Annotated in this window: 17 protein-coding genes; 7 read left to right on the top strand and 10 right to left on the bottom strand. The window is 59.3% G+C overall.

Annotation, left to right across the window (positions count from 1 at the left end; genetic code table 11):
- Positions 1 to 46: 46 nt before the first annotated feature.
- The 3 genes from Z947_RS0107210 to gap all read right to left on the bottom strand — a co-directional run bounded on the left by Z947_RS0107210 (position 47) and on the right by gap (position 3,346).
- Entirely contained in the window at positions 47 to 793 is a 747-nt protein-coding gene (locus Z947_RS0107210; RefSeq protein WP_025043637.1) for an SDR family oxidoreductase, read from the bottom strand.
- A 9-nt stretch (positions 794 to 802) separates the two neighbouring features.
- Positions 803 to 2,257: an aldehyde dehydrogenase family protein gene (locus Z947_RS0107205; RefSeq protein ID WP_025043636.1), complete on the bottom strand. Its 1,455-nt coding sequence runs from the start codon at positions 2,255 to 2,257 to the stop codon at positions 803 to 805.
- 87 nt (positions 2,258 to 2,344) lie between these two features.
- Entirely contained in the window at positions 2,345 to 3,346 is a 1,002-nt protein-coding gene (gap, locus tag Z947_RS0107200) for a type I glyceraldehyde-3-phosphate dehydrogenase (protein WP_025043635.1), read from the bottom strand.
- A gap of 234 nt (positions 3,347 to 3,580) precedes the next feature.
- Here gap and Z947_RS0107195 point away from each other — a divergent pair, with 234 nt between their 5' ends.
- Positions 3,581 to 4,609 carry a Fe(3+) ABC transporter substrate-binding protein gene (locus Z947_RS0107195; protein ID WP_025043634.1) on the top strand — a complete coding sequence of 343 codons (1,029 nt, stop codon included), beginning with the start codon at positions 3,581 to 3,583 and terminating at the stop codon, positions 4,607 to 4,609.
- Between the two features lie 72 nt (positions 4,610 to 4,681).
- On the opposite strand, the gene Z947_RS0107190 is transcribed toward Z947_RS0107195, so the two are convergent.
- The gene (locus tag Z947_RS0107190) at positions 4,682 to 5,632 is read right to left on the bottom strand and encodes a 2-hydroxyacid dehydrogenase (RefSeq protein WP_025043633.1); all 951 of its coding nucleotides are present in this window, start codon (positions 5,630 to 5,632) and stop codon (positions 4,682 to 4,684) included.
- Between the two features lie 250 nt (positions 5,633 to 5,882).
- On the opposite strand from Z947_RS0107190, the gene Z947_RS0107185 reads away from it, so the two are divergent.
- The 3 genes from Z947_RS0107185 (at position 5,883) to Z947_RS0107170 (ending at position 9,702) form a co-directional block, all read left to right on the top strand.
- The gene (locus Z947_RS0107185) at positions 5,883 to 6,935 is read left to right on the top strand and encodes a cupin domain-containing protein (RefSeq protein WP_156026689.1); all 1,053 of its coding nucleotides are present in this window, start codon (positions 5,883 to 5,885) and stop codon (positions 6,933 to 6,935) included.
- Positions 6,936 to 7,257: 322 nt separating this feature from the next.
- Positions 7,258 to 8,424 carry a nucleotide sugar dehydrogenase gene (locus tag Z947_RS0107175; protein ID WP_025043631.1) on the top strand — a complete coding sequence of 389 codons (1,167 nt, stop codon included), beginning with the start codon at positions 7,258 to 7,260 and terminating at the stop codon, positions 8,422 to 8,424.
- A 15-nt stretch (positions 8,425 to 8,439) separates the two neighbouring features.
- Positions 8,440 to 9,702, top strand: coding sequence for a glycerate kinase type-2 family protein (locus tag Z947_RS0107170; protein ID WP_025043630.1), 1,263 nt, complete (start codon positions 8,440 to 8,442; stop codon positions 9,700 to 9,702).
- Here the strand turns inward: Z947_RS0107170 and Z947_RS0107165 are convergent.
- Complete coding sequence (locus Z947_RS0107165) at positions 9,699 to 10,613, bottom strand: aminotransferase class IV (RefSeq protein WP_025043629.1); 915 nt, start codon at positions 10,611 to 10,613, stop codon at positions 9,699 to 9,701. The two genes, Z947_RS0107170 and Z947_RS0107165, sit on opposite strands and share 4 nt — an antisense overlap.
- Positions 10,614 to 10,715: 102 nt before the next feature.
- Between Z947_RS0107165 and Z947_RS0107160 the strand changes: the two genes are divergently transcribed.
- The 3 genes from Z947_RS0107160 (at position 10,716) to rpe (ending at position 15,696) form a co-directional block, all read left to right on the top strand.
- Complete coding sequence (locus tag Z947_RS0107160; RefSeq protein WP_025043628.1) at positions 10,716 to 13,919, top strand: 2Fe-2S iron-sulfur cluster-binding protein; 3,204 nt, start codon at positions 10,716 to 10,718, stop codon at positions 13,917 to 13,919.
- Positions 13,916 to 14,917: an NAD-dependent epimerase/dehydratase family protein gene (locus Z947_RS0107155; protein WP_025043627.1), complete on the top strand. Its 1,002-nt coding sequence runs from the start codon at positions 13,916 to 13,918 to the stop codon at positions 14,915 to 14,917. Before Z947_RS0107160 ends, Z947_RS0107155 begins: the two co-directional genes overlap by 4 nt.
- A gap of 89 nt (positions 14,918 to 15,006) precedes the next feature.
- On the top strand, positions 15,007 to 15,696 hold the full coding sequence (rpe, locus tag Z947_RS0107150) for a ribulose-phosphate 3-epimerase (RefSeq protein WP_025043626.1): 690 nt from the start codon (positions 15,007 to 15,009) through the stop codon (positions 15,694 to 15,696).
- A 36-nt stretch (positions 15,697 to 15,732) separates the two neighbouring features.
- On the opposite strand, the gene Z947_RS0107145 is transcribed toward rpe, so the two are convergent.
- Genes Z947_RS0107145 through Z947_RS0107125 form a run of 5 tightly spaced genes read right to left on the bottom strand, consistent with a single transcriptional unit; the run spans position 15,733 to position 20,801 of the window.
- Complete coding sequence (locus Z947_RS0107145) at positions 15,733 to 17,226, bottom strand: class I adenylate-forming enzyme family protein (protein ID WP_025043625.1); 1,494 nt, start codon at positions 17,224 to 17,226, stop codon at positions 15,733 to 15,735.
- Positions 17,227 to 17,251: 25 nt separating this feature from the next.
- Entirely contained in the window at positions 17,252 to 18,022 is a 771-nt protein-coding gene (locus Z947_RS0107140; protein WP_025043624.1) for an oxepin-CoA hydrolase, alternative type, read from the bottom strand.
- Positions 18,019 to 18,444: a PaaI family thioesterase gene (locus Z947_RS0107135; RefSeq protein WP_025043623.1), complete on the bottom strand. Its 426-nt coding sequence runs from the start codon at positions 18,442 to 18,444 to the stop codon at positions 18,019 to 18,021. Before Z947_RS0107135 ends, Z947_RS0107140 begins: the two co-directional genes overlap by 4 nt.
- Before the next feature lie 14 nt (positions 18,445 to 18,458).
- A complete protein-coding gene (locus Z947_RS0107130; protein ID WP_025043622.1) occupies positions 18,459 to 19,592 on the bottom strand; it encodes an acyl-CoA dehydrogenase family protein in 1,134 nt (377 codons plus the stop codon).
- A 3-nt stretch (positions 19,593 to 19,595) separates the two neighbouring features.
- Positions 19,596 to 20,801 carry an acyl-CoA dehydrogenase family protein gene (locus tag Z947_RS0107125; RefSeq protein ID WP_025043621.1) on the bottom strand — a complete coding sequence of 402 codons (1,206 nt, stop codon included), beginning with the start codon at positions 20,799 to 20,801 and terminating at the stop codon, positions 19,596 to 19,598.
- Positions 20,802 to 20,804: the final 3 nt, after the last annotated feature.

Here is a 20,804-nt window from a genome sequence, read left to right as displayed (position 1 = left end):
ATGGCCGTTCTTACGGGTAAAATGACGTTTAGGCAACTGTTTCCGGTCAGATGCAGCGGCCGCCGTCGACCTCCATGCAAACACCCGTGATCATGCTTGCCTCGTCCGAGCACAGATAGCAGGCGGCATTGCCCATATCCTCAGGCGTGGAAAAGCGGCCCAGCGGGATCGTGGACAGGAACTTGGTGCGCATTTCCGGCGTGTCCTCACCCATAAAACTTTTCAGCAATGGTGTTTCACCAGCAACGGGATTTAACGCATTGACCCGCACACCAGCGGGGGCCAGCTCAACCGCCATGCCTTTGGTCGCGTTGTTCATCCACCCCTTGGACGCGTTATACCAACTGAGGTTCGGGCGCGGACTGACACCGGCGGTGGAGGCGACATTAAGGATAGCACCGGTGCCACGGGCCTTCATCAGTGGCACAATGGATTTTGCCGTCAGGTATACGGATTTCACATTCACTGCGATGACCTTGTCAAAATCATCCTCGCTGATGGTTTCCATCGGGGCGGGCAAATGGGTGACGCCCGCATTGTTAACCAGCACGTCGATCTGCCCCCAAAGATCGATACACCGGTCGGCCATGGCCTGCACACTCGCGCCGTCGGCAACGTTTGTGACGATCACCTCGACACCTTCGCCCAGTTCATTGGCCAGTTCCTGCCCCATCTCAGCGTTCAGGTCTGCGATCAACACACGCGCCCCTTCAGCGTGAAACTTGCGCACAATGCCAGCACCAAATCCTGATGATCCACCTGTGACGATAGCCGTTTTACCGTTCATTCTCATTTGCTGCTCCTATCCGTGCAATGCCGCGACCGTTTTGAGGGTCGAAAATCCATACAGCGCCTCGAACCCTTTTTCGCGCCCATGGCCCGAAAGACCCGAACCGCCAAAGGGCAGCTCAACGCCACCACCCGCGCCGTAGTTGTTCAGAAACACCTGCCCCGCGCGCAGTTGTTTCGCCAACCGCATCTGTCGCGCCCCGTTGGCCGACCAGACCGAAGCGACCAGCCCGTAAGCCGTGCCATTGGCAATTTGCACAGCTTCTTCTTCGGTGTCGAAGGGGATGACCACCTGCACAGGGCCAAAGATTTCATCCTGCGCAAGAACGTGATCCGCCGAAACGCCGGTGAAGAGCGTTGGCGCAACATAGGCCCCGCCTTTTGGCGCATCCGCCATGATCTCGCCACGGGCCGCGACCTCAAGATCACTGCCCTTCGCAAGAAACCCCTCAACTATTTGCTTTTGTCGCATGGACACAAGCGGTCCGACATCCAGATCCTTCATCGCCGGTCCGGCACGCAACGCGGCATAGCGTTTGGCCATGCCGGTGACGACCTCGTCGTAGCGGCTGGTATGGACAAGAATGCGCGATGAGGCCGAACAGGTCTGTCCCGCGTTCTGAATGCCGGCGTTGGTCAGGAAGGGCAACGCCGCGTCGACATCCGCATCTTCGAACACCAGTTGCGGGGATTTACCACCAAGTTCCAGTGTGACGGGGACCACATTCGCCGCTGCACTGCTCTGGATCAATTTGCCCACGCCCACCGATCCCGTAAACGAGATATGGCGCACGCCGGGGTGGGCGGTCAGCGCGGCACCGGCCTCAGCCCCCAGTCCGGGAACAACGTTCAGCGCACCGGCAGGCAATCCCGCATCATGGGCGATCTGCGCAAAGGCCAGCGCGGTCAAACAGGCTTCCTCGGCGGGTTTCAACACGGCGGCATTGCCCATCGCCAAGGCCGCCCCGACAGAACGCCCGATGATCTGCATCGGGTAATTCCACGGGATGATATGCCCCGTTACCCCATGCGGTTCGCGCATCGCATAAACGGTATAACCGTCAAGATAAGGGATTGTCGTGCCGTGGATCTTGTCCGCCGCACCGCCGTAAAACTCCATATAGCGCGCCAGCGCGATCACATCAGCACGCGCTTGTTTCAGCGGCTTGCCGACATCAAGCGCTTCGAGTTCGGCCAGGGCATCGACGTGTTTCAACACCTCTTGCCCGATCCGCGCAAGGATGCGGCCGCGTTCGAAATTCGCGAGCCTCCCCCAGTCGGATGCCAGCGCCGCCTCGGCGGCTTGAACGGCTGTGTCGATATCTTGCGCGTTGCCTTTGGCGATGGCGCACAGCGTGCTGCCATCAGACGGGTTGCGCAGATCAAGGGTTTCACCGCTTTGCGATGGTACCCAGCGCCCCCCGATAAAACACTGTGTCGGGTCGATCCCAAGGGGGCGAAGGGTCATGGTCAGTCCTTTTGATACGAAAGCGCGTATCGGCAGACTAGGCCCGAATTAAGCGGTGTCAAACCGGTTCGGGCTGGTGCATCGCTTCTAGATCAAACCGCCGATATGAACAGCCGTGTCGAGCATCCGGTTGGAGAAGCCCCACTCGTTGTCATACCAGCTGACCACACGCACCATGCCCGCCGAGGTCACGCTGGTTTGCGCAGGCGCAAAGATCGACGACATCGGGTTGTGGTTGAAATCAGAAGAAACCAGCGGCGCTTCCTCATATCCCAACACGCCTTTCAACGCGCCGTTCGCCGCCGTCTGGATCGCGGCGTTTACGGATTCAACAGTTGCGCTGCGCTCAGGCATAAAGCTGAGGTCGACCAAGGACACGTTTGCCGTGGGTACACGAATGGCAGACCCTTCAAGACGGCCCTCAAGATGCGGCAGCACCAGCGAGATCGCCCGCGCAGCGCCGGTTGACGTCGGGATCATCGAAAGCGCGCAGGCGCGTGCGCGATAAAGGTCGGAATGGTCACGGTCATGGGAGGGCTGATCGCCGGTATAGGCGTGGATCGTAGTCATGTAGCCGGTGGTCAGGCCAAAGGCATCATCCAGAACCTTGGCAACCGGAGCAAGACAGTTCGTTGTGCAGGACGCATTCGAAACGACCACATCATCGCCGGTCAGTTCATCGTGGTTTACACCGTAAACGACCGTGCGGTCCGCCTTGGACGCGGGTGCCGATACCAGCACGCGTTTCGATCCGTTTTCCAGATGTGCTGCCGCCTGATCGCGGCTGTTAAAGCGGCCCGTGCATTCCAGCGCCACATCCACATCGCCCCATGGCAGTTCTGCCGGATTGGGCATTGCCGTCAGGCGGATTTCATGACCGTCGATGACCAGCGTGTCCCCTTTAACGGAAACGTCGCGCTGGAAAGTGCCATGTACCGAGTCGTATTTCAGCAGATGCGCCAGATGGTCGACCGGAGCCAGATCGTTGATTGCAACAACCTCTATGTCCTTGCGCCCGCTTTCGAAAACAGCCCGTAGGGTGCATCGTCCAATGCGGCCAAATCCGTTAATTGCTACTTTGGTGGTCATGACAAAAGCTCCTTAAGGGCGTCGCGCATTAATTTTGACGCATGGTTAGCGCTAACAAGGGCTGTAATCAAGTGAAAGCTGGATCGTGCGCAAGGCCACGCCACGCCACCAGAGACGAAAAGCACCCGAATGGTGCGCCCGCAATTCCCGACTATTTCAATAAAGAATATTGCCCTGCACCCGAATCTCGGGTAGTCGAGTAAATCAGTAAACTACTCACACCCAAGGATTCCCATGTCGTTCTTCACAAAATCCACTACCGCAGTACTGGCCGCATCGACGCTGATGGCGGGCAACGCCTTCGCTGATGACGCAAAAGAGCTGAACCTCTATTCCTCGCGCCACTATGACACAGACGAGCGGCTTTACTCCGACTTCACCGAAGCCACCGGCATCACCATCAACCGCATCGAAGGGAAAGCAGACGAGCTGCTGGCCCGCATGCAGGCCGAGGGTGCGAATTCGCCGGCCGATGTTCTGTTGACCGTTGATACCTCCCGCCTTGCCCGCGCCAAGGAAATGGGCGTGCTGCAATCCATCGACAATGCCGTTCTGGAAGACCGCATTCCCGGCAATCTGCAAGACCGTGACAACCAGTGGTTCGCGTTCTCGCAGCGTGCACGGATCATCTTTTATGACAAAGACGAAGTGCAAAACCCGCCAATGGATTACGTCTCGCTGGCCGACCCCGCGTACAAGGGCATGGTCTGCCACCGCTCCTCGTCGAACGTTTATAGCCAGACATTGCTGGCCTCGATCATTGAAAACCACGGTGTGGAAGCGGCGACCGAGTGGGCTGCCGGCATGGTTGCCAACTTTGCGCGTGATCCCGAAGGCGGCGACACCGACCAGCTGCGCGGCATCGTGTCGGGCCAGTGCGATATCTCTGTTGCAAACACCTATTACTTTGCCCGCGCCCTGCGCACCGACGTCAAAGGCCTGAGTGCGGACATCGATCAAATCGGCTGGATCTTTCCGGCGCAGGATGCCGAAGGCGCGCATATGAACCTGTCCGGTGGTGGCGTCGCGGCACATGCACCGCACAAGGAAAACGCGATCGCTTTCCTTGAATACCTGTCCTCCGATCAGGCGCAGCAGTATTTCTCGGCCGGCAACGATGAATTCCCCGCAGTGCCAAGCGTAAAGCGCAGCGAAAGCGTTGCAAAGCTGGGTGAATTTAAAGCGGATGATGTGAACCTGTCGGACGTTGCGAAAAACCTGCCCGAAGCGCAGAAGATTTTTAACGCTGTTGGCTGGAAGTAAGCCTGACAAGCCAGAAAGAAAAAGGGGCGTGCCAGTCGGTGCGCCCCTTTTTTGTTGATAAAACCGAGAACGTTAAACGGGGTTGGGCACCGGCTTGCCGTCAAAAAACGCCACAAGGTTGTCGACCGCCATCACCCCCATCTGTTCGCGCACTTCTTGCGCCGAAGTGCCAAGATGCGGCAGCAGGGTGACGTTTTCCAGCGCGATCAGAGCGGCGGGCACTTTGGGTTCGAATTCATACACATCCAGTCCGGCCCCCGCGATGCGGTTCTCTTGCAACGCGGTGACCAGCGCCTGTTCGTCGATCACATCGCCGCGCGCAATATTTACCAGATAGCTGTCCGGCGACATCGCCGCCAAAGCTGCCGTGTCAATCAGGTGATGCGTTTGCGGCGTCGCGGGCACGGCCAGCACGACCACATCTGCCGCCTTCATAACCGCGTGCAGGTCTTCCAGCTGTGTCGCCTCGAACGGCAGATCGCGGACCGGCGAGCGGTTGTAAAACACGACCTTCATCCCGAAACCGGCAGCGGCACGTTTTGCAATCGCCTTACCGATCCGCCCCATGCCGACCACGCCCAAAGTCTTGCCGCTGACATGCATGCCCAACAGCTGCGTCGGATGCCATCCCGGCCAATTTCCCGCACGCACCATCCGTTCGCCTTCGCCTGCGCGCCGGCAGGTCATCAGCATGAGGGTCATGGCAATATCGGCCGTGGCGTCGGTGACGGCACCGGGGGTGTTGGTCACCTCAAGACCCGCCGCACGCGCCGCACCTGCATCAATGTGATTAAACCCCACACCAAAATTCGCCAGAATGCGCGCCCGCGGCTGGTCTGCAAAGGCATCTGCCGGAAACTGATCGCCCAGAGTTGGCAGAACCGCATCATAATCGCGCAGCGCAGCGGTGCGCTCTGCGACACTCAGCGGTGTGGTTTCAGCGCGCACCGTCACGTCGAATGACGCTTTGGCCGCCTCCAACACCGATTGCGGCAGGGGACGGGTGATCAGCAGTTTCGGCATGTCGGGTTCTCTTTGTAAGGGGTTGTGTCGCACGGGCGGAGTTTACCGTCGCGCATCCGGAATATCGACCCGTCTTGTGGAACCAAGGTGACGGATCGGGCGCTGCCCATTGACGCTTCATATTTAATCGGCGATGGATTGGGGAAATACATCCATATTCATACACCTCAGGAGCGGCACTGTGTCCACCTCAACCGATAATATCCAAACCGGCGAACTGGTCCTGCCTGTCACCGATCTGAAAACCGAGATGCCTTTCTTTTTAAACACCCTTGGTTTCCGGCTTGATCTGATCTTTCCGGCCGATGATCCTTCGGTCGCTGTGATCTCGGGCCATGGTCTGCGCTTGCGGCTAGACCGTGATGCCGATGTCGCACCCGCCTTGCTGCGCCTTTATGCGGATGAACCTGCCACATTGACCGATGGGACAGACGGGGGTGCCACCCTGACCTCGCCCAACGGTAACCGCGTTGAAATACATGACGCCAACCCGCCACTGGTGATCCCCGAAACCCGCCATTCCTTTATGGTGCGCCGCTTGGCCGACAGCGATTCATGGGTGATTGGCCGCGCGGGCATGCGCTATCGCGATCTGATTACCGACCGGCTGGGCGGGTCCATCATTGCCTCGCATATCCGCATCCCTGATGGCGGGCCGGTGCCCGATATGGTCCATTATCACACGGTCGGATTTCAGCTGATCTTTTGCTATCGCGGCTGGGTGCGGCTGGTTTACGAAGATCAGGGCGACCCGTTTATCCTGAACGCCGGTGATTGCGTGATCCAGCCGCCGCAGATCCGTCACCGCGTGCTCGAAGCCTCGGATAACGTTGAAGTGCTGGAACTGGGCGTGCCTGCCGAACATGTCACCACCATTGATCATGAGATGGAATTGCCCAATGGCACCATCAACCCCGACCGCGACTGGAGCGGCAGTAAATTTGTCCACCACAAAGAAGCGGAGGCCGTCTGGGCCCCGTGGCGCATCCCCGGTTGGGACGCCCGCGACACCGGCATTGGCGCAGGCACCGGCGGCGTCGCGGGTGTTACGGTCGCCCGGCCTGACGGGTCCGGCACCACACCATGGTCCAGCCATGACACGGATATCCTGTTCACCTTTGTCAAAGAGGGCACCCTGACCCTTGAGGTCGAAGCAGAAGGTGCCGAGCCGCATGATCTGGTGGCGGGGGACGCTTTTGTGCTGCCGCCGTTCCTGAAAGCCCGCTATGTGAATGCCTCTGCGGACTGTGAGCTGATCGAGGCGACCCTGCCCTCCACCTTCAACACGCAAGTGCACGGCTAACATCAGCAAACACGGACCGCGATCTGGATACGGGCCATGCTTTGCCTAAGGCATGGTCCCTAGATTTTCCACCAGCGCGCGGCGCAAAGCCAGGTGAACGTGACCTGCACCGCATTGTGTCTTGTGTCGGCCATCAATAATTGCGGCGACAGATGCATCTTGCGTCGCGACGTGAAAACCGCTGCGCCTGCCCTCGCCCCGCTTGTTTTCAAGGCAGTGTTGCACCACCTGTTGTGGCGATGCCCCCCTTTCGTGGCACTGATATTGCCAGCAAGATGGGAATATGACAGGTATCTCCGTTAAAAATAGGGCTGAGCAGCTTATGAAAATTTCAGTATTTGGCATTGGATACGTTGGGCTGTCCAACGCAGTCTTATTGGCCCAGCACAATACGGTCGTCGCGGTTGATGTTTCGCCGGAACGTGTTGCGATGATCAACGCCCGCACCTCGCCGATCGAGGAAAAGGCGCTGTCAGATTGGCTGGCGAACCGCACATTGCACCTGAGCGCCACAACCGATGCCGAAGCGGCCTGCGCCGATGCTGACTATATTGTGGTTGCAACCCCCACAGATTACGATCCCAAAACCGACTTTTTCGACACCTCATCGGTCGAACAGGTCCTCGCTATGGCACATAAGGCCAATCCGGCCGCCGCGCTGATTGTAAAATCCACCGTGCCCGTCGGGTTTGTGCGCCGGATGCGCGAGAGCATCGGCAGCGAAAACATCTTTTTCTGCCCCGAGTTCCTGCGCGAAGGACAAGCCTTGCATGACAACCTCAACCCCTCGCGGATTGTGGTTGGCGCAGACACCCCCGCCGCGCGCGGATTTGCCCAGCTGATGGCCGATGGCGCACAGGCCACCAATATCCCCTTGCTCTTCACGGGCCCCGAAGAAGCGGAATCAATCAAGCTGTTTGCCAATACCTACCTTGCCCTGCGGGTCGCCTTTTTTAACGAACTCGACAGCTATGCGCTGAGCGCCGATATGAATGCCCGCGAGATCATTGAAGGCATCGGCCTCGATCCGCGCATCGGCACGCATTATAACAACCCGTCCTTCGGCTATGGCGGATACTGTCTGCCCAAGGATACCAAACAACTGCTGGCCAACTTTTCGGATGTGCCACAAAACCTGATGCGGGCCGTGGTTCAGGCCAATAAGACGCGCAAGGAATATATCGCCAGCAAGGTGATTGAAATGGGGCCGCAAACGGTGGGCATCCACCGGTTGGTGATGAAAGCGGGTTCAGACAATTTCCGCCAGACCTCGGTGCAGGGTGTGATCCGCGACATTCGCGATGCAGGGATCAGGGTGCTGGTTTATGAACCTTCTCTGGGTAAAAAGAAATTCATGGGTTGCGAAGTCGTCACCGATCTTGAAGCGTTCAAGACCGAATGCGATGTGATCGTTGCCAATCGTGCCTCTGCCGATTTGAGTGATGTAGAAGACAAGGTGTTCACCCGCGATATTTTCGGGGTCAGTTGACCCGCAGGAGTTTTGATGACCAACACGCGCCGCGCCTTTTTAAGCCATCTGTTTGACTGTGCCGTCGCGGCAGCGGACCCGTTAAAAGCACTGCAAGGCCGCCTGCCCGTCAAACCCAAGGGCCGCACGGTGGTGGTTGGTGCCGGCAAAGGGGCCGCGCAACTGGCACAGGCTTTCGAGGCACTTTGGGACGGGCCGTACTCAGGCGTGATCGTCACGCGATACGGCTACGGCGCGCCTTGCACTTCGATCAAAGTGATGGAGGCCGCGCATCCGGTGCCGGACGCTGCCGGATTGCAAGCTGCGCAGGCGTTAAAGGCGGCAGTGACCGGCCTTGGCCCTGACGATCTGGTGATTGCGCTGGTTTGCGGCGGTGGATCGTCCCTGCTGCCTGATCCGCCGGAGGGGTTGGAACTGGCCGACCTGCAAGAGCTGAACGAGGCACTGTTGGCATCGGGCGCACCGATCTCGGTGATGAACGACATTCGCAAATGTTTCAGCGGTATCAACGGCGGGCGCTTGGCAGAACTGGCCGCTCCGGCGCAGGTATGCAGCCTGATCGTGTCCGATGTGCCCGGCGACGCGGCGGGCGAAGTTGCGTCAGGACCAACCGTGGCCGGACGCCCACAACCAAGCAGCGTTGCCGCGATGATACGGGCCCGCGGGATCATCCTGCCCGACCGGTTGATGACCCACCTTGACGCACAGTGCGACGGCGAAGCGCCCCGTCTGGTCGACCGCAACGAAACCCGTATCATCGCCTCCGCCGCGATTTCACTGGATGCGGCTGCGAAAGCCGCCCGCGCCAAAGGCGTTAACGCATGGGTGATGTCCGACCGGATCGAGGGCGAAGCGCGCGATGTCGCCCAAGTACATGCGGCGCTGGCGCGTCAGGTTGCCGACACCGGTTTCCCCTATCCTGCACCTGTTGTCTTGTTGTCCGGCGGTGAAACCACCGTCACCCTGCGCCATAAGGGACGCGGCGGGCGCAACAGCGAATTCCAGCTCGCGCTGGCGCTGGCACTGGACGGGGTGGCGGGAATGCACGCGCTGGCCGCCGACACAGACGGGATCGACGGATCAGAGGATAACGCAGGTGCCTTCGTCGATGGCACCACCGCAGACAGGATGCGCCGTGCCGGCAGTGACCCGCAAACGCATCTGCAACACAATGATGCCTACAGCGCTTTCGCGGCCACGGATGATCTGTTTGTCACCGGTCCCACCGGCACGAATGTCAATGATTTCCGCGCTATTCTGATCGGGGATTTACCCTAAGACAACGCCGCCACATGCGCGCGGATCAGCTCCTTGTACAGCGCCTGAATGCGGGCCGTCACGGGACGTTCGCCCGTGCCAATCGGTTTACCGTCAATTTCCGCCACCGGTGTCTGTGCGCCGAACGTGCCAGTCAGAAAAGCCTCGTCCGCACCATAGGTTTCATATAGCGAAAAGTTCTTTTCAAACACCGGAATGCCATTTGTGCGGCACAGATCAATCACCTTCTGCCGCGTAACCCCGTTCATGCAGTAATCCCCGGTCGAGGTCCAAACCTCGCCCCGACGCACAATAAAGAAGTTGCACGCGTTGGTAGTGTTCACAAATCCTTGCGGGTCCAGCATCAAACCCTCATCCGCGCCCGCCGCCTCTGCCTGCAAACAGGCGATGATGCAGTTCAGCTTGGAATGGGAATTCAGCTTGGGGTCTTGCGCCATCGGCAACCCGCGCACCTGCGGCACCGTGGCCAGCCGGATGCCCGCCGATTGCAACCGGTCCACGGGTTTGGAGTGCTCCATGATGATGACCAACGTCGGCCCCGAGGTACTAAGCTGCGGATGCTGGAACGGCTTGTCTTTGATGCCACGGGTCAGCATCAGGCGGCAATGCACATCACCTGTCATGCCATTGGCCTTGGCCGTTTGGCGCATGGCCTCTGCGATGCCGGCCTTGTCCATACCCACATCCATTGAAATGGTTTTGCAGGAGTTGAAAAACCGGTCCATATGTTCGTCGAAAAAGGCCCATACGCCATCGTACAGCCTCATACCTTCCCAGATGCCGTCCCCCAGCATGAAACCGCTGTCATAAACCGACACTTTCGCCGCATCGCGGTGCACGATATCGCCGTTCACATAGATTTTGATGTCGCGATTGCGGATGTCTTCATCTGCTTCATGGGTGGTGCTCATCTGCGGACCTTTCCTTGCTGTGCCTCTTGATAACAGGTTTGTCTGTACTGGCCAGCGCGCGCGGCTCTGGTTTTCTGCACCGTGCTATGGCAAGCCGGAACAATGAAGATTTTCTCCTCCAAAAACCGCCCGCTGCATTTGGGGGGCTATCCCCTTGAACGGCTTCAACGACGTTCTGGCCTGCCCGCGCAAATGCCCGATATTCCATTCCCCGAGACCCGTTTCGAGCGGCCGGAAACACCGCAGAGCATTGCCAATGCGATGGCTCCCTATCAGGCGATGATGGACGTGCTGCGCGCAGGAAAAGCCAATCCGGTGCGCGCGGAAATTCCCAAAGATCCGACGGAAAGAGCAAATCATATCAAGGCCTTCGGGTACTATAACGATGCTTCGATGATGGGTATTTGCGCCTTGCCCGATGCCGCCCGTCTGGGCGAACCGCGTCAAAGCGCGGGCACCGAAGCGCTGGCCGAAGATCTGCGCAGCCGCCAGACCAAGACGCTGGCCGCAGGTGTTGACGTGATCATGGCCAATCTGCGCGAGGCGGCAACAACGCCCGTGCCGCCGCTGCCTGATCACAGCCACGCGGTGGTGATCCTGTTCGCCTATGGTCGTGATCCGCGCCCTGACGAATCCGGCACGGACTGGATCGTCGATATACAGGCCGAGCGCGCCGCACTGCGCGCCACGGAAAACGCGACCGTGATCGCCGATTATATCCGCCAGCTTGGATTTGACGCCCGCGTCCATTCCGCGACGACATCGGACATCAACCTTGGCACATGTGCGCTCGCAAGCGGTCTGGCGGTTTGGGAAAACGGAACATTACAGAACCCTTGGCTTGGCACGCGCTTCGGGCTGGCTGTGGTCAGCACGGATATGGTGTTGAGCCCCGACATGCCGCTTGCCCCAATGGCCGAACAACCGCAGGGCATCCTGAATGGGTTGTCATGGAAACTTGGCACCCATGGCGGGCTGCGCGCAGGCACCAGCGATCCGTTTGCAAAACGCGATTACGTCGATGGCGCGCATCCTTTTGAAACGCTGAAACGTGTGCCCGACCCGACAACCTATATCGACGCGCCCAACGTGCCGCGCGTGCCCAAGCGCAGCGATTTGTTTGCCCGTGGCCAGTTCGGCGACATGGGGCCAAAGGTCCAGGACGCGATGAAGGGCGGGCAGCACGTGGTCAAATCCGCCCCCGCCGCGGCGCAACGGCGCTTGCTGGGCGCATTGATTTTGTTGCAGGACGGCGCGGTATCGGCTGAGCGATCAGGCGCGGACCCCGCCCGCAACGCCGCCAACCTGAAGGCCGCCAGTTATTTCCTTGGCAGCGATGCCTCCGGCCTATCGGCCTGTCCCGACTGGACGTGGTACAGCCATGATGCCACCGGCACGCCCATCACGCCGCCCCACGATCAGGCCCTGTCGCTGATTATCGATCAGGGGTTCGAAACCACTGATGGCTCGTCAGGTGATGACTGGATCAGCGTGTCGCAAAGCATGCGCGCCTACCTTCGGTTTTCGATCATTGGCGGCATCATCGCCCAACACATGCGCAACCTTGGCTATGCCTCCAAATCCCATACGGTGATGGATGGTGATGTGTTGCAACCGCCGCTTTTACTGCTGGCCGGTCTGGGCGAGGTCAGCCGCATCGGCGAGGTGATCCTGAACCCCTTCCTTGGCCCGCGTCTGAAATCGGGCGTCGTCACCACGACCATGCCGGTTGAACATGACATGCCGATCGACTTTGGCCTGCAAAAGTTCTGCGAAGCCTGCAACAAATGCGCCCGCGAATGCCCCTCCGGTGCGATCACCGCAGGGCCTAAAAAAATGTTCAACGGCTATGAGATCTGGAAATCCGACAGCCAGAAATGCGCCACCTACCGGATCACCAACCAAGGGGGCGGCATGTGTGGGCGTTGTATGAAAACCTGCCCTTGGAATTTGGAAGGATTATTCGCCGAAGCCCCGTTTCGCTGGGCGGCAATGCACATCCCCAAGGCAGCACCGATGCTGGCCAAACTGGACGACAAGCTGGGCAATGGCGGGCTGAACCCTGTCAAAAAGTGGTGGTGGGACATTGAGATGAAAGCCGATGGCGGGTTCGCCGCCCCTGCTGCACCTGTGAACACCCGCGATTTGCAGACCGATCTGGACCTGAAATTCGAAGATCAGACCTTGGCCGTTTATCCCGCACCGCTGGCCCCGCACCCTTGGCCCTATCCCGATCCGATGAACCGCGAAGCGGGGATCGCCGCGCATGCGGCCTTGATCAGTGCCGATGAGCACCGAGCCAAGACCGCCGCAGGCGACACGGATCATTTGCATCTTTATCAGGGGGCGGGTGATGCGCCGGTGCTGGATTTACGCGTCACGGGTGTAGATGCGCTGACCGATGCGGTGACGCTTTACACCTTTAGCGATCCGCAAGGGGCGGACCTGCCAGCATGGACCGCCGGTGGCCATCTAGATCTGGTTGTCGCCCCCGAATTTCTGCGCCCCTATTCCCTGCTCAGTGATCCGGCGGACCGGTCCAAATACCAGATCGCGGTGCTGCGCGAAGACGAAGGGCGCGGCGGTTCTTCCCTGCTGCACCGCGTCTTCACCGCGAACCGGCGTGTATTTGTCTCCAAACCCGTGAACCATTTTGAACTGGTCGAGGACGCCCCCCATTCCCTGCTCATGGGTGGCGGGATCGGAGTGACACCAATGATTGCTTTTGCGCACCGGTTGCACGCCCTTGGGCGGCCATTCGATCTGCATTATTCCGCCAGCACCCGCGCTGCCGCGGCCTTTTGCGACATTCTGAAAGCGATGCCTTGGGCCAGCCGTGTCCACCTGCACATGTCGGATGAGGGCAGCCGCGCGGATTTGCCCGCGATCATGTCTGCGTTACCAAAGGGTGCACATGTTTACACCTGCGGTCCCGATACCTACATGCAAGCCGTTATGGACAGTGCAATCGCCTCAAACATCCCCGAAGCGCAGCGGCATCTTGAGTATTTCTCAACGCCCGAACTGCCGGAGTACGTGAACCATCCGTTCACCCTGCGCCTCAAATCGGGTCGTGAAATTGCCGTACCTGCGGATCAATCAGCATCGGACGCTTTGATCGCTGCGGGATTGCCCGTCGACATCAAATGCAGCGATGGCATCTGCGGCGTGTGCAAATGCGGCGTCCTTAAGGGGGCCGTAGAACACCGCGATTTTGTGCTGTCCGCCGCGCAACGCGAAGAGGCGATGATCCTGTGCCAATCCCGCGCAGCCACGCCCAACGCCACCTTGGAGATTGATCTGTGAAAACCGCCCTTGTGACAGGTTCTTCCGGTTTTGTCGGTTACTTCACCTCGCTTGCCCTGCTGGATGCCGGTTGGCGCGTTGTGGGCATCGACAGCATGTCGGATTACTATGATGTAACCCTCAAACAGCGCCGTCAGGAAATGCTGCTAGAACATGCGCAGTTTCAGGTCGTCAACGACAAAATCGAAACGCCCGGTGTGTTGTTGACCCTGTTTGAACAACACCGGCCCGACATCGTGATCCACCTTGCCGCGCAAGCCGGTGTGCGCCATTCGATCCAGATGCCCCGCGCTTATGTTGAGGCGAACCTGATGGGCACGTTCGAACTTCTTGAGGCTGCCCGCACCTTCCCGCCCAAGCATATGCTGCTGGCCTCGAGCTCCTCGGTTTACGGGGCGAACACCAAACTGCCCTACGCCGAAACCGACAAGGTCGACACCCAGATGTCGTTTTATGCAGCGACAAAGAAGGCGACCGAGAACCTCGCCCACAGCTATGCGCACCTTTATAACCTGCCCACGACGATGTACCGTTTCTTTACGGTCTACGGCCCGTGGGGACGCCCCGATATGGCGCATTTCAAATTCACCCGTGCGATCCTGAACGGTGACCCCATCGACGTCTATAACCACGGCAAGATGCAACGCGACTTTACCTATGTGGATGATCTGGTCGCCTCTATCCTTGCGCTTGCTGACGCGATACCGGACCCCGCAAACCCCGTCGAGGGCGACAGTATTTCACCCAATGCCCCATTTCGCGTGGTGAACATCGGCAATGACAGCCCCGTCAAACTGCTGGATTTCATCGCAGCCATCGAAACCGCCTGCGGGCGGGAGGCGATCAAAACCTTCCACGACATCCAACCCGGCGATGTGCCCGCCACCTGGGCCGATGCAACGCTGCTGCATACACTGACGGGGCAACGTCCTGTCACGCCCATCGCCACCGGCATCCAGCATTTTGTCGACTGGTATCGCGATTACTACAAGGTGTGACACCGCGGGCTTTATCCTGCCGTTCAACGCTGTGGCACTTCCCTCGCGCGCCCGGCCCCGCTAAGAAGCGCAAAACAGGAGCCTCCGTTATGACCTTTGACCGCAGCATCAAAATCGCCCCCTCCATTCTTGCCGCCGACTTTGCCAATTTCGGGGCCGAATGCGCCGCCGTCGAGGCAGAAGGCGCCGATTGGGTTCATGTCGACGTGATGGATGGCCACTTCGTGCCGAACATCAGCTTTGGTCCCGCCACCTGCGCAGCGATCCGCCCGCACATCAAGGGCGTGATGGACGTGCATCTGATGATTGCCCCCGTCGATCCCTATATCGATGCCTTCGCCCAAGCCGGTGCTGACGTGATCACCGCCCATATCGAAGCTGGCCCGCACATCCACCGCACTTTGCAGGCGATCCGCGCAACCGGTGCCAAGGCAGGCGTTGCTCTGAACCCCGGCACGCCAGCCGAAAGCGTGGCGCATTTACTGGATCTAACCGATCTGATCTGTGTGATGACGGTAAACCCCGGTTTCGGCGGTCAGAAATTTATCGACATGAGCGACAAAATCAAAACCCTGCGCCAGATGATCGGTGACCGTCCGGTTCACATCGAAATCGACGGCGGTGTGGACGTGAATACAGCCCCCATCGTTGCACAGGCAGGGGCCGATGTGCTGGTTGCCGGTTCTGCGGTGTTCAGAGGCGGGTCAGTAAGCGACCCCGCCCCCTACGGCACCAACATTAAAGCAATTCGTGCGGCGGCCGAAGGCGTCTACGTTTAACGCCCTCGCAAGCCACCAGCAGCTGGAGGAGCAGCGCTACTCCAGCTGATCGGCAAATGCCTCAAGCAATTTGTGTTTCAGGATTTTGCCTGTCGGGGCCGCAGGCAAGCTGGTGCCCAGCACGATCTGGCTGGGCCGCTTGTAACCGGTCAAGCGTTCTTTCACAAAATCACGCAGCTCCGCTGCCTCCAGATCATCCCCTTCGGCAATCTGGACAAAGGCAAGCACCTGCTCGTCGCCGTCTTTCATGCGACCGATGACGGCAGACTGGATCACCTGCGGGTGATCGTTCAACGCGGCCTCGACCTCGGGCGGGTAAACATTGAACCCGCCGTGAATGATCAGTTCTTTGGAGCGGCCCAGAATGTGGATGTGCCCCACCTCGTCTATCTTGCCCAGATCTCCCGTGCGCAACCAACCGTCCGCGCTCAGCGCCTTATCCGTTTCGACCGGATTGCGGTAATAGCCCTTCATCACGTGGGGGCCGCGGACCAGTAGTTCGCCGGTTCCGTTGCCATTGCCCCCGGGGGCCTGATCGTCAATTTTGACTTCAGTGCCCGGCGTCGGCGGACCTACGGAGATATCCGGTGACCCCAAGGCGTTGCGCGTGGCAGAAGCCCCCGAAGTCGTCTCGGTCATGCCAAAGCCGTTTTGCAATGGCAGCCCATAAAAGGCTTCGGCTTTGCGTTTCCACGCCGGATCCAGCGGCGCACCACCAGAGGACACATAGCGCAGGCTGGGCGAGTCGAGCTTACTCAGCCCCTGCTCTTTGGTATATTGCATTACAAGCGCGTGCATCTGTGGCACGGCGGGCAATACCGTGACGCCGTTCATGATTGCATCATACAACGCCTTGGCCGAGAAACGTGCCTCTTGCTGCACCGTTGCCCCCGAATAACACGCACCGGTAATGACAGAAACCAAGCCGAAAACATGGGTCAGGGGCAGCACCCCATAGACCACATCATCCGCGGTCATATCGCGCAGACCCGAAGACGCCATGCCCCCGAAGCGCATGTTGTCATGCGTCATCATCACCCCTTTGGGGTCACCCGTTGTGCCCGTTGTATAAAGCAGCGTGGCCACATCATGCAGGTCAGCATCAGGGTTGGACGGCAAAGCGGCTAGATGCATCGAACCGAAGGCACCGGTTTGTTCTGTCGCCCCCATCCGTTCGGCGTGTTGCAAAGCATCCTTTGAAACCGCCGATGTCATCAACACTGCCGCCGGGGTGGCGTGATCCATGATGCGCTTGACCTCTCCCTCGGTCTGGCGCGCGTTCACGGGGATCACCACTGCATCCATCTTCCAACAGGCGAACAATGCCGCAACCGCAGCGGCACAGTTTTCCGACAACATCAAAACGCGATCATTTGCCGAAACACCAGCGGCGCGCAGCACGTCCGCCAACGCATCGCTGGCGCGGTCCAGATCTGCAAAGCTCCATGCTGTGCCGATACTGTCTGTTAACGCCATCGCATCCGCGCGCACCGCGACCTGATCGGCCAAAAATGCCTCTACCCTTGCCATCTCATCTTCTCCCTAACCAGCGGTCCTATTTGTAGGACGCCGGACGTTTTTCCAAAAATGCCGCAATACCTTCAGCGGCCTCGTCTTTACCGGCTGCAGACGCCATCGCGTTACGCTCTGCATCCAGTTGTTCTGCTTCGCTCGTCTCATATGCCTGCGACACCAGTCCGCGTATCACGCCCTGTGCCTCGCGCGGGCCTGTGGCCAGATGATCCGCCAGCGCCATCGCCTCCTCCATCGCCTTGCCCGACCCTGCCACACGATTGATCGCGCCCAGTTCAGCAAACCGTGTGGCCATGACCGGACGACCCATCAGGCACATTTCCATGACCATGGGGCGGGGCAACAGTCGCGACATTGCCGACGTCAGCCCGCCGTCCGGCACCAACCCTGCCTTAACGTAAGCGGCTGTGAACTTTGCGTCTTTAGCGGCGACAATCAGATCACAAGCCAGCGCAAGGCTGAGGCCCGCACCCGCGGCCCCCCCCTCGACAGCAGCGATCACCGGCACGGGGCACGCGCGGATGCCGCGCAGCAAATCATGCAACTCATCGACCTTCACGCGACGTTCAGGTTCGGTAATCCGGCGGCGTTCGATCAACACGTTCAGATCCCCGCCCGCGCAAAAGAAACTGCCCTCGGAGGTCAGGATCACCGCACGAATGCGGGGGTCCTGCGCCTGCTCCATAGCGGCGTTGATGCAGTCATAAAGCTCCGGCGACAGCGCCCCGCGTTTTTCCGCATTGCCATTCCAGATGATCAGCCGGTCGCCAAGATCCTCGATACGTGCGCTCATGTCAGTTTCTCCTGCGGCACCCGTTTGAACACACCTGTCGAGGTGGCAATCACCGTGCCGTCGTCCTGCGCCAGCACAGCGTTGATATAGAGCAGACTGCGCCCGCCCCCAATCACCGTGCCCGTGGCCTTCACCCATCCAGGACGACCGGGCGCAATAAATTGCGTGGTCATGGAAATGGTCAGAAACGGCGCGGTGCCTGACGGATCAACCGTCAGGGAACCTGCTGTGCCGCTGGCATTGTCGAGCAGACAGCCGGTAATGCCCCCGTGCAGGACATTGTGCCGGTTCGTATGGGTCGGGCCGACATTCAACCAACAATGCGCGCGCGGCGGATCGGATATGTCGACGACATATCCGATCAGCGTTTGCGTGCCCGTTTCGTCGCGGATCAGGTAAGCTTCATCCGGCAAGGGGCTCACGTCATGCCCTCCGCTCATGCAGCGGCGAGGGCGATGAACCGCTCGAGATGGTGATCCGTATCCCCAAACCGATGGTCACCCATGACAATACGCTTGGCGATATGGGCCAGTTCGTATTCTTGCGTCATCGCAATACCGCCGTGCATCTGGATGCTGTCCTCGGCCACCAGACGTCCCGCGCGCCCCATGAGGTTTTTCGTTGCAGAAACATTCACCTCGCGGGTCTTGCGGTCGCCTTCCAGATGGCCGGCGGCATTGATCACCGCGGAACGCGCCTGTTCCATCTCGATCAACAGGTCAGACATGCGATGTGCAAGCGCCTGAAACGTCCCGATCGGGCGGCCAAACTGTTTGCGCGTCATCAGGTAATCTTTGGTCAAGGCTGTCGCGGTTTCCATCGCCCCCAAGGTTTCGGCGCATTGGGCGACCGATGCGGCAGCAGTGCGCGCTTCGATGGCGGCGAATGCCGCGCCCGCTTTGCCAAGTCTCATGGAAGCAGGAATGGTCACATCATCCAGCATGACTTCGGCAGCACGGCCACCGGCCAGCAGGGCATAGCCCTGCATTGTGATGCCCTTGGTATCTGCAGGAACAAGGAACAGGGAAATCCCTGCATCTTCACCCGGCTGTCCGCTTTCGCGGGCCGAAATGACCAGATGATCCGCCGCTTCGGCATTGATCACAACGGCTTTGTGGCCGTTTAGAACGACGTTGTCGCCATCTGCTTTGGCTGTGCTCTGAACCCGGTTCAGGTCATACCGGCTGGTCGGTTCGCCATGGGCAAAGGCCATCTGGCACGCACCGCCGATGATCTCTTCTACCAGCGCAGCTTGGGTCTCGTTGCCCAAATCCGCCACCAGTCCGCCGGCAAGAACCGCCGTGTCAAGGAACGGTTCGACCACGCCCGCGCGGCCCAGTTCTTCAAAGACCACCGCGATGTCGAAACCCTTGCCGCCGAAACCGCCCTGCTCTTCCGTGAACAGCGCGCCGATCACGCCCAGTTCGGCCAGTTCGTTCCAGATATCCGTGGACATACCGGTTGCACTGTCGAGGATGGTGTTGCGCGTTGCCGTGTCATACCGGTCCCGCAAAAAACGGCGCAGCGTGTCTTGCAGCATTTGCCGCTCTTCTGTCAGCTCGAAATTCATGGCTTATCCTCCCATGCTTACTTTGGCGATAATACCGCGCTGGATTTCGTTGGAACCGCCAAAGATCGACAGTTTACGGTTGTTGAAATACTTGGCCGCGACTGGTCCTGCGCCCAATGGATCAGGCAAGCCCGCGTTCGATCCTTCGACCGCTTCAGAGGCAAACGGCATCGCATAGGCCCCTGCCGCACGGCGCGCCAAGTCGTTGATTTCCTGACGGATAATCGTTCCCTTGACCTTAAGCATCGAGGCCTCGATGCCCGGTGTGCCGCCACCGGCCGCTTTGGCGATGATGCGCATGTTTGTGGTCGCCATCGCCTTTAGGTCAATTTCGACCTGCGCGACGCGTGCTGCAAAATGCGGGTTCTGGATCAGCGGCTTGCCGCCCGCCATTTCGGATTTTGCCAGACGTTTAACCGTGTTCAGACCCGCCTGAGAGAAACCGACACCAGCAATATTCGTACGCTCATGCGTCAGCAGATATTTCGCATAGGTCCAGCCCTTGTTCTCTTCGCCAACAAGGTTCTCAACGGGCACCTCGACGTCTGTGAACCAGACTTCATTCACCTCATGGGCACCGTCCAGCAGGATGATCGGGCGCACTTCGATGCCCGGTGTGTTCATGTCGATCAACAGGAATGAAATGCCTTCCTGCTGTTTCACATCCTTGTCGGTGCGCACCAGACAGAAGATCATGTTGGCGTGCTGGCCCAGTGTCGTCCATGTCTTCTGGCCGTTCACGATGTAATGCGTGCCCGCCTCGTTCTTGACAGCCGTGGTTTTCAGCGAGGCAAGGTCGGAACCCGCACCCGGTTCGGAATAGCCCTGACACCACCAGTCATCGCCGTTCAGCATGCGGGGCAGCCAGTAATCGTTTTGCTCCTGAGAACCGAATTTATGCAGCACGGGGGCCAACATCGAAAAACCGAACGGCACAATGCGCGGCGCATCGGCGGCGGCGGCTTCTTCTTCGAAAATGTGCTTTTGCACGGCGTTCCATTCGGCGCCGCCGAATTTCTTGGGCCAGTTGGGCACCAGCCAGCCCTGTTCGTTCAGAATCGCGTGCCAGCGTTCCATATCGGCTTTGGTCAGCCCTTCACCATCGGTGCCTGCAACCTTATCGCGCAGCTCCTTCGGCAGCTTTTCTGCCAGAAAGGTGCGGACTTCGTCGCGGAACGCCTTTTCTTCGTCTGAGTAACTCAGGTCCATCTC

The sequence above is a fragment of the Sulfitobacter geojensis genome (assembly GCF_000622325.1).
GTDB lineage: Bacteria > Pseudomonadota > Alphaproteobacteria > Rhodobacterales > Rhodobacteraceae > Sulfitobacter > Sulfitobacter geojensis.
Note: the sequence above shows the minus strand (reverse complement) of the source record. Positions and strands in the feature narration are given on the sequence as shown.

What these genes read in the sequence shown, in the direction of transcription:
- Z947_RS0107160 (WP_025043628.1), top strand. Translation starts at nt 10,716, where the DNA reads ATGAAGATTTTCTCCTCCAAAAACCGCCCGCTGCATTTGGGGGGCTAT.
- Z947_RS0107125 (WP_025043621.1), bottom strand. Translation starts at nt 20,801, where the DNA reads ATGGACCTGAGTTACTCAGACGAAGAAAAGGCGTTCCGCGACGAAGTC.
- Z947_RS0107140 (WP_025043624.1), bottom strand. Translation starts at nt 18,022, where the DNA reads ATGAGCGCACGTATCGAGGATCTTGGCGACCGGCTGATCATCTGGAAT.
- Z947_RS0107170 (WP_025043630.1), top strand. Translation starts at nt 8,440, where the DNA reads ATGACCAACACGCGCCGCGCCTTTTTAAGCCATCTGTTTGACTGTGCC.
- Z947_RS0107205 (WP_025043636.1), bottom strand. Translation starts at nt 2,257, where the DNA reads ATGACCCTTCGCCCCCTTGGGATCGACCCGACACAGTGTTTTATCGGG.
- Z947_RS0107195 (WP_025043634.1), top strand. Translation starts at nt 3,581, where the DNA reads ATGTCGTTCTTCACAAAATCCACTACCGCAGTACTGGCCGCATCGACG.
- Z947_RS0107210 (WP_025043637.1), bottom strand. Translation starts at nt 793, where the DNA reads ATGAGAATGAACGGTAAAACGGCTATCGTCACAGGTGGATCATCAGGA.
- gap (WP_025043635.1), bottom strand. Translation starts at nt 3,346, where the DNA reads ATGACCACCAAAGTAGCAATTAACGGATTTGGCCGCATTGGACGATGC.
- Z947_RS0107185 (WP_156026689.1), top strand. Translation starts at nt 5,883, where the DNA reads ATGCCTTTCTTTTTAAACACCCTTGGTTTCCGGCTTGATCTGATCTTT.
- Z947_RS0107130 (WP_025043622.1), bottom strand. Translation starts at nt 19,592, where the DNA reads ATGAATTTCGAGCTGACAGAAGAGCGGCAAATGCTGCAAGACACGCTG.
- Z947_RS0107190 (WP_025043633.1), bottom strand. Translation starts at nt 5,632, where the DNA reads ATGCCGAAACTGCTGATCACCCGTCCCCTGCCGCAATCGGTGTTGGAG.
- Z947_RS0107145 (WP_025043625.1), bottom strand. Translation starts at nt 17,226, where the DNA reads ATGGCAAGGGTAGAGGCATTTTTGGCCGATCAGGTCGCGGTGCGCGCG.
- rpe (WP_025043626.1), top strand. Translation starts at nt 15,007, where the DNA reads ATGACCTTTGACCGCAGCATCAAAATCGCCCCCTCCATTCTTGCCGCC.
- Z947_RS0107175 (WP_025043631.1), top strand. Translation starts at nt 7,258, where the DNA reads ATGAAAATTTCAGTATTTGGCATTGGATACGTTGGGCTGTCCAACGCA.
- Z947_RS0107165 (WP_025043629.1), bottom strand. Translation starts at nt 10,613, where the DNA reads ATGAGCACCACCCATGAAGCAGATGAAGACATCCGCAATCGCGACATC.